Below are 4,604 nucleotides of genomic sequence, written 5' to 3'. Positions count from 1 at the left end.
GTTAACTTCCTATGGCTTCCTTCAGACCCCACCGTTGGCCAGTGACGCCCTTGCCAGTCGGATTGTCTTCCCCTCAGTCGGGGTGACGCCATCTTCTTTCAGATGGCCGGGTTTGCCGGCTTCGCCGGGCAAACAAAAAAGCCGGCCCCTTGGGCCGGCAACAGGAAGCTTACACATTAACGTAAGCCCCCTCCCCTGACGACTGACACAGCCTGCTGAATTAAGGCTTCTTACGTTCATCCTTACGCAAATGGTCACGTACCACAAAGCCTACCCAACCAACCATAAAGGTGATCATTAGCGCGACAGTAACTAGGCCGAAAATTACCGCATCATCCCAGTACATGGTGCTTCCCTCCCGCCGTGATGTATGGGGCCATCGTACTGCGTTCAGAGAAGGGGAAACTGACCTGGGTCAAGCTTTTAAAATGGTGGCCGCAAGGGTAAACGGGAACTTGATACAGGTCAGTTTTTAACGCGCTTCACCCGATAAAAACAGCTTTTTTAGAGCACCTTACGGTCTTCCACTTTGCTGTGCTCGGTGCCCGGTGGCAGCGGATGGCCTTTAGCAAGCTCTGCACGGGTGGCATCGCGAACGTCTAGAATCTTCACCTGATAGCGCAGCGTATGGCCCGCCAAGGGGTGGTTGGTATCCACCGTCACGGTATCGCCGTCGATGTTCAGCACGGTGACGATCTGCGGGCCAGCCTCGCCTTCGGTTTGAAAACGGCTGCCTGGCTCAATCTCTGCACCGCCAAACGACGCGCGACTCACCTCTTGCACCAACTCTTCGTTACGCAGGCCGTAAGCATCAGCGGGAGCCAGCGTGACGCTTAGTTCATCACCTACGGCTTTGCCGGTTAAATCTCGCTCCAAGCCCGGCAAAATATTATCGTGGCCGTGAAGATACTCCAGGGGTTTCTGACGTGCGTTGGAGTCATCCAACACGCGGGTGCTGCCATCGCTGAGCACATCGCTAAGCACGTAGTGCAGAGTCACTACCTGATGGGCGGTAATCGACATGGAAAACTCCTCTCCGGTAAGCTGTCGGCTTTGTCATGGAACGCCAACCATGAACCCTATCCATAGTCTAACATCGACGGGTTTTTGAGCGGCCCACGTCACCGATGTTTCTTTTTGGAGTACTCCCTTACATGCCCACCCCGACTCCTCAGCGCAGTTGGCTGGCGGCGCTTGGTATTTACTGCAAAGCGCCTGTCATCACCATGCTGTTTTTAGGCTTTTCCGCTGGCCTGCCCTTTCTACTGGTGTTTTCGACGCTCTCCGCATGGCTACGTAGCGACGGGGTCGAAGTAGCTGCCATCGGTTTTTTTGCCTGGATCGGCATGCTCTACTCCATCAAATTCTTCTGGGCACCGGTGGTAGACCGACTCGCGCTGCCTCTGCTCACCCGCGCCTTTGGACAACGACGCGGCTGGATGCTGTTGGCCCAGGGCATGATTGCCGCCGGTCTCATTGGCCTCGCAGGAGTAGACCCAATCGACAACCTAGGCTGGGTCGCCGCCTTTGCGCTATTGGTGGCGTTTGGCTCCGCCACGCAAGATATCGCCATTGATGCTTACCGTATTGAATCCGCCGATGATGATGTTCAAGCAGCCATGGCCTCCACCTACATTATTGGCTATCGCGGCGGGCTACTAGCGGCGGGGGCCGGTGCGCTTTATGTGGCATCGGCGGTATCGTGGAACGCGGCTTACCTGACCATGGCCGCCCTGGTGAGCATTGGCGTGATCACCGTACTGATTCGCCCAGAACCCAAGCGCGCCTCATTAACCGTGCAATTAATCCATGAACCCAAAGTGCGCGCCTTTATTCGCGCCAGCCGTGGAAAGCCCAAAACGCTGCGCCGCTTGGGCGCTTGGGTGATTGGCGCGATTGTTTGCCCGTTTACCGACTTCTTCCGCCGCTATGGGGTGAAGGCAATGGGCATTTTGGTGTTTATTGCCGTATTCCGTATCAGCGACCTGGCCATGGCATCGATGGCCAACCCGCTCTATATCGACTTGGGCTTTTCACTGGCAACTATTGCCAACGTCACCAATATTTTCGGGATTGCCATGAGCATTGCAGGAGGCATTCTAGGCGGGCTGCTGGTGGCCCGTTACGGCATTGGCCCACTGCTGATTTTCGGCGCGGGGCTAGTGATGGTCACCAACCTGCTGTTTGCGGTGCTTGCGCTAATCGGCAATCAGGTGCCGATGCTGGTAGTCACGATCATTGGCGATAACCTAGCCAACGGCCTGGCCAGTGCGGTGTTTATCGCGTTTCTTTCAAGCTTGACCTCGCGGGCATATACCGCCACGCAGTACGCGCTGTTTTCGTCGCTGATGACGCTACCGGGGAAATTCCTGAGCGGGTTTGGCGGGATCGTGGTGAGCGCTCAGGGTTATGCCACTTTCTTTGTGGTAGCCACAGTGCTCGGCTTACCCGCCATTCTGCTGGCCATTTGGATAAGCCGAGATAAACAGCTAGTGCCTACCCCAGTTACCGAGGCAGGCAGCTAAAAACCGTCAGCGAATAGCTCAGCGGTGGCTGGCTAACCAATCCAGCGCCCCTGGCGTGGTGCGCCACTGGTCGCGCATCAGCGTACGGTACTGCCACGCTTCCGCTCGGGAGCCAGGGTCAACCTGCCCATCAGGATGAGGCATGGAGGGCCTTGGGTTCTCCGCGCAAATCAGTTCTAGCGCGTGGCGGTTGTGGGCAACCACCTCCGCCAATGCCGCTTCGGCGGCCTCCTGCTGCCCTAACCGGTAAAGCGCCAGCGTGCGCCCCATCAGCAACCCTAACACCAGCGAGCCGTCATCTTTTTGCGGCTCTTCAGTCAGCGCCAGCGCCTCTTCGTTGCGGTCATCGCGCAGCAGTTGATCAAGCACCAGCTCTTTCAAGCCCAGGCTATCTTCTTGGTCAATCGCCAGCAGCTCTTCGGCTAGCTCCCGGGAGTGTTGGCGAGCGCCACGCTCCATGCCGACAACCAGCGCCAAGCCGGTGCGCAGCAGCATGACATTATCGACATCGTCCCAACACAGGCTGCCGTCGCCTGCGGCGCGGGCCTGTTCCAACCAGCGTGAAAGACGCAGCGCTAACGGCTCTAGTAGACTGGGTGCCATCCACGGTAGGCTGCCGAAGCGGCTGGTCAGCGCCAGCGTTAGGTCTTGCACCACTTGCGGCGCATCCAGCCACTCCGGGTGGGCGCACAGCGCCGACATCCAATCAATCGCATTGACCCAGGGGTCGTCACGGAAGCCCAGCGCCACCTCTTCATCTACCATGACCTGGAACTGCTCGTGCCACGCGGCAAACAGCGTCTCTTCACGGGCGGTAGTGGTGTAGTGCAGGCGGCCAGTCTCAGCATCCTGCTCAATGGAAAGCTTGGGAGCAACGGGCAGCGCCGCTAGCAGCGCCTGAAGCGAGACCAGCGGCATCGCCATATCTTCTTCAGCACTCAAGAGCTGGTCGGCTAGCGTTGCGCCGGGGTTATCTGCCAGAGCGGCCAGAAAATCGAGCTGGTCTTCATCCAGGTCCCCTTGGCGCACCAACCGGCGATACCAGAAATTAGCGCGCTCTTTGGCCTCTTTCTCATGGCCTTCATGGAGTAGCAGCATGGCTTCAATGTAGGCCAGCGTTGGCGAATCGGGCAGCGCCTGCTGAGCTTTGACAAACGCCGCGCGGGCGCTATCTAAATCATCGTTATCCAGGTGCATCAAGCACAGCCTCTCAAGGGCCACGCCGCGTAAAAACAGCGGCCCGCGCTCCATCACGTCGTCCAACAGGTCGGCACGCTTGCGGGTAAAGCCGCGTTCTTGATAGATATCCAGCAGAATTTCAAAAGCTGGCTCAGCCTGCTCTGGCAGGCGCGACCAGTCGCTACCATCAAACAGCGACTCAAGAATCTGCATGGAACGGCCGGTTTGACCACTCTCTGCGGCAATCAGCCCAGCTTCTAGCAGCGCTTGAGGTGGTGCCTGCTGGCTATCTAACGCCGCCTTCAGCGTGGCCCCCTTCCATTCGCGCAGCGAGAGCATCCACATCATCTGTTCAGGGATGTCGGTCGGGAAATTAACGCGGTAGCAGCACTGCTTATATTTACGTCCGGAATCGCACCAGCACGGCTCGTTGCGGCCAGGTGTTGCCAAGGGCTCGCTAGCAAAATCCAGCCGCTCTAGCGGAGTTTGCGACCATAAAATGGGCGCTAGCGCCTGTGCGGTGGCCACATCGCCGTTAAACGCCTGCGCGCCTTTGTCACGTACCCACGTCATAAAATCGGGGTAGTGTTCCTGCTGCCTGATTGCCGAGAGTGCCCCAGAGGCAAATCCCAGCAGTTGATCGACCCATACCGCCAGCATTGCCGTCTCCACTGTCTTCAAGACTATAAAATCTGTAAAACCGATTAAAAAGCGCAATAGTCTAGCATGGCTGGCGGGGCTACCGCAGCGGTCATCGCTTCTAGGGTCTCCCCATTTTCCGGCGTGTCATCGGCATAGTCCTCCTGAGGAGGTGAACAAGTCTGGTATTCGTGCCTCGGCGTCTGGCGCTCTTCTCCAGAGGGGGTAGAAAACACTTCGGCCTTGAGCAAACAGCCGTTG

The 4,604-nt window shown here is 57.8% G+C and carries 5 protein-coding genes; 1 reads left to right on the top strand and 4 read right to left on the bottom strand.

What is annotated here, in order from left to right; genetic code table 11:
• Positions 1 to 220 precede the first annotated feature (220 nt).
• Both ccoM and AC13CN_RS01125 read right to left on the bottom strand, forming a co-directional pair.
• The gene (gene ccoM, locus AC13CN_RS01130) at positions 221 to 346 is read right to left on the bottom strand and encodes a cytochrome c oxidase subunit CcoM (protein ID WP_279384657.1); all 126 of its coding nucleotides are present in this window, start codon (positions 344 to 346) and stop codon (positions 221 to 223) included.
• A gap of 158 nt (positions 347 to 504) precedes the next feature.
• Positions 505 to 1,023: an FKBP-type peptidyl-prolyl cis-trans isomerase gene (locus tag AC13CN_RS01125; RefSeq protein WP_054641799.1), complete on the bottom strand. Its 519-nt coding sequence runs from the start codon at positions 1,021 to 1,023 to the stop codon at positions 505 to 507.
• 131 nt (positions 1,024 to 1,154) lie between these two features.
• Here AC13CN_RS01125 and AC13CN_RS01120 point away from each other — a divergent pair, with 131 nt between their 5' ends.
• Complete coding sequence (locus AC13CN_RS01120; protein WP_228219983.1) at positions 1,155 to 2,525, top strand: AmpG family muropeptide MFS transporter; 1,371 nt, start codon at positions 1,155 to 1,157, stop codon at positions 2,523 to 2,525.
• Positions 2,526 to 2,543: 18 nt separating this feature from the next.
• Here AC13CN_RS01120 and AC13CN_RS01115 read toward each other — a convergent pair whose 3' ends face one another.
• Together AC13CN_RS01115 and AC13CN_RS01110 are read right to left on the bottom strand one after the other, a co-directional pair.
• Positions 2,544 to 4,364 carry an SEC-C metal-binding domain-containing protein gene (locus tag AC13CN_RS01115; protein ID WP_228219984.1) on the bottom strand — a complete coding sequence of 607 codons (1,821 nt, stop codon included), beginning with the start codon at positions 4,362 to 4,364 and terminating at the stop codon, positions 2,544 to 2,546.
• A 44-nt stretch (positions 4,365 to 4,408) separates the two neighbouring features.
• Positions 4,409 to 4,604 (bottom strand): hypothetical protein (locus tag AC13CN_RS01110; protein WP_483052959.1); only part of this gene is annotated, 196 nt, incomplete at its 5' end.

It is taken from the genome of Vreelandella sp. L-25, assembly GCF_056857535.1.
Note: the sequence above shows the minus strand (reverse complement) of the source record. Positions and strands in the feature narration are given on the sequence as shown.

Bases quoted from the DNA above. Each gene is read 5' to 3' on its own strand.
- ccoM (WP_279384657.1), bottom strand. From the start codon at position 346: ATGTACTGGGATGATGCGGTAATTTTCGGCCTAGTTACTGTCGCGCTA.
- AC13CN_RS01125 (WP_054641799.1), bottom strand. From the start codon at position 1,023: ATGTCGATTACCGCCCATCAGGTAGTGACTCTGCACTACGTGCTTAGC.
- AC13CN_RS01120 (WP_228219983.1), top strand. From the start codon at position 1,155: ATGCCCACCCCGACTCCTCAGCGCAGTTGGCTGGCGGCGCTTGGTATT.
- AC13CN_RS01115 (WP_228219984.1), bottom strand. From the start codon at position 4,364: ATGCTGGCGGTATGGGTCGATCAACTGCTGGGATTTGCCTCTGGGGCA.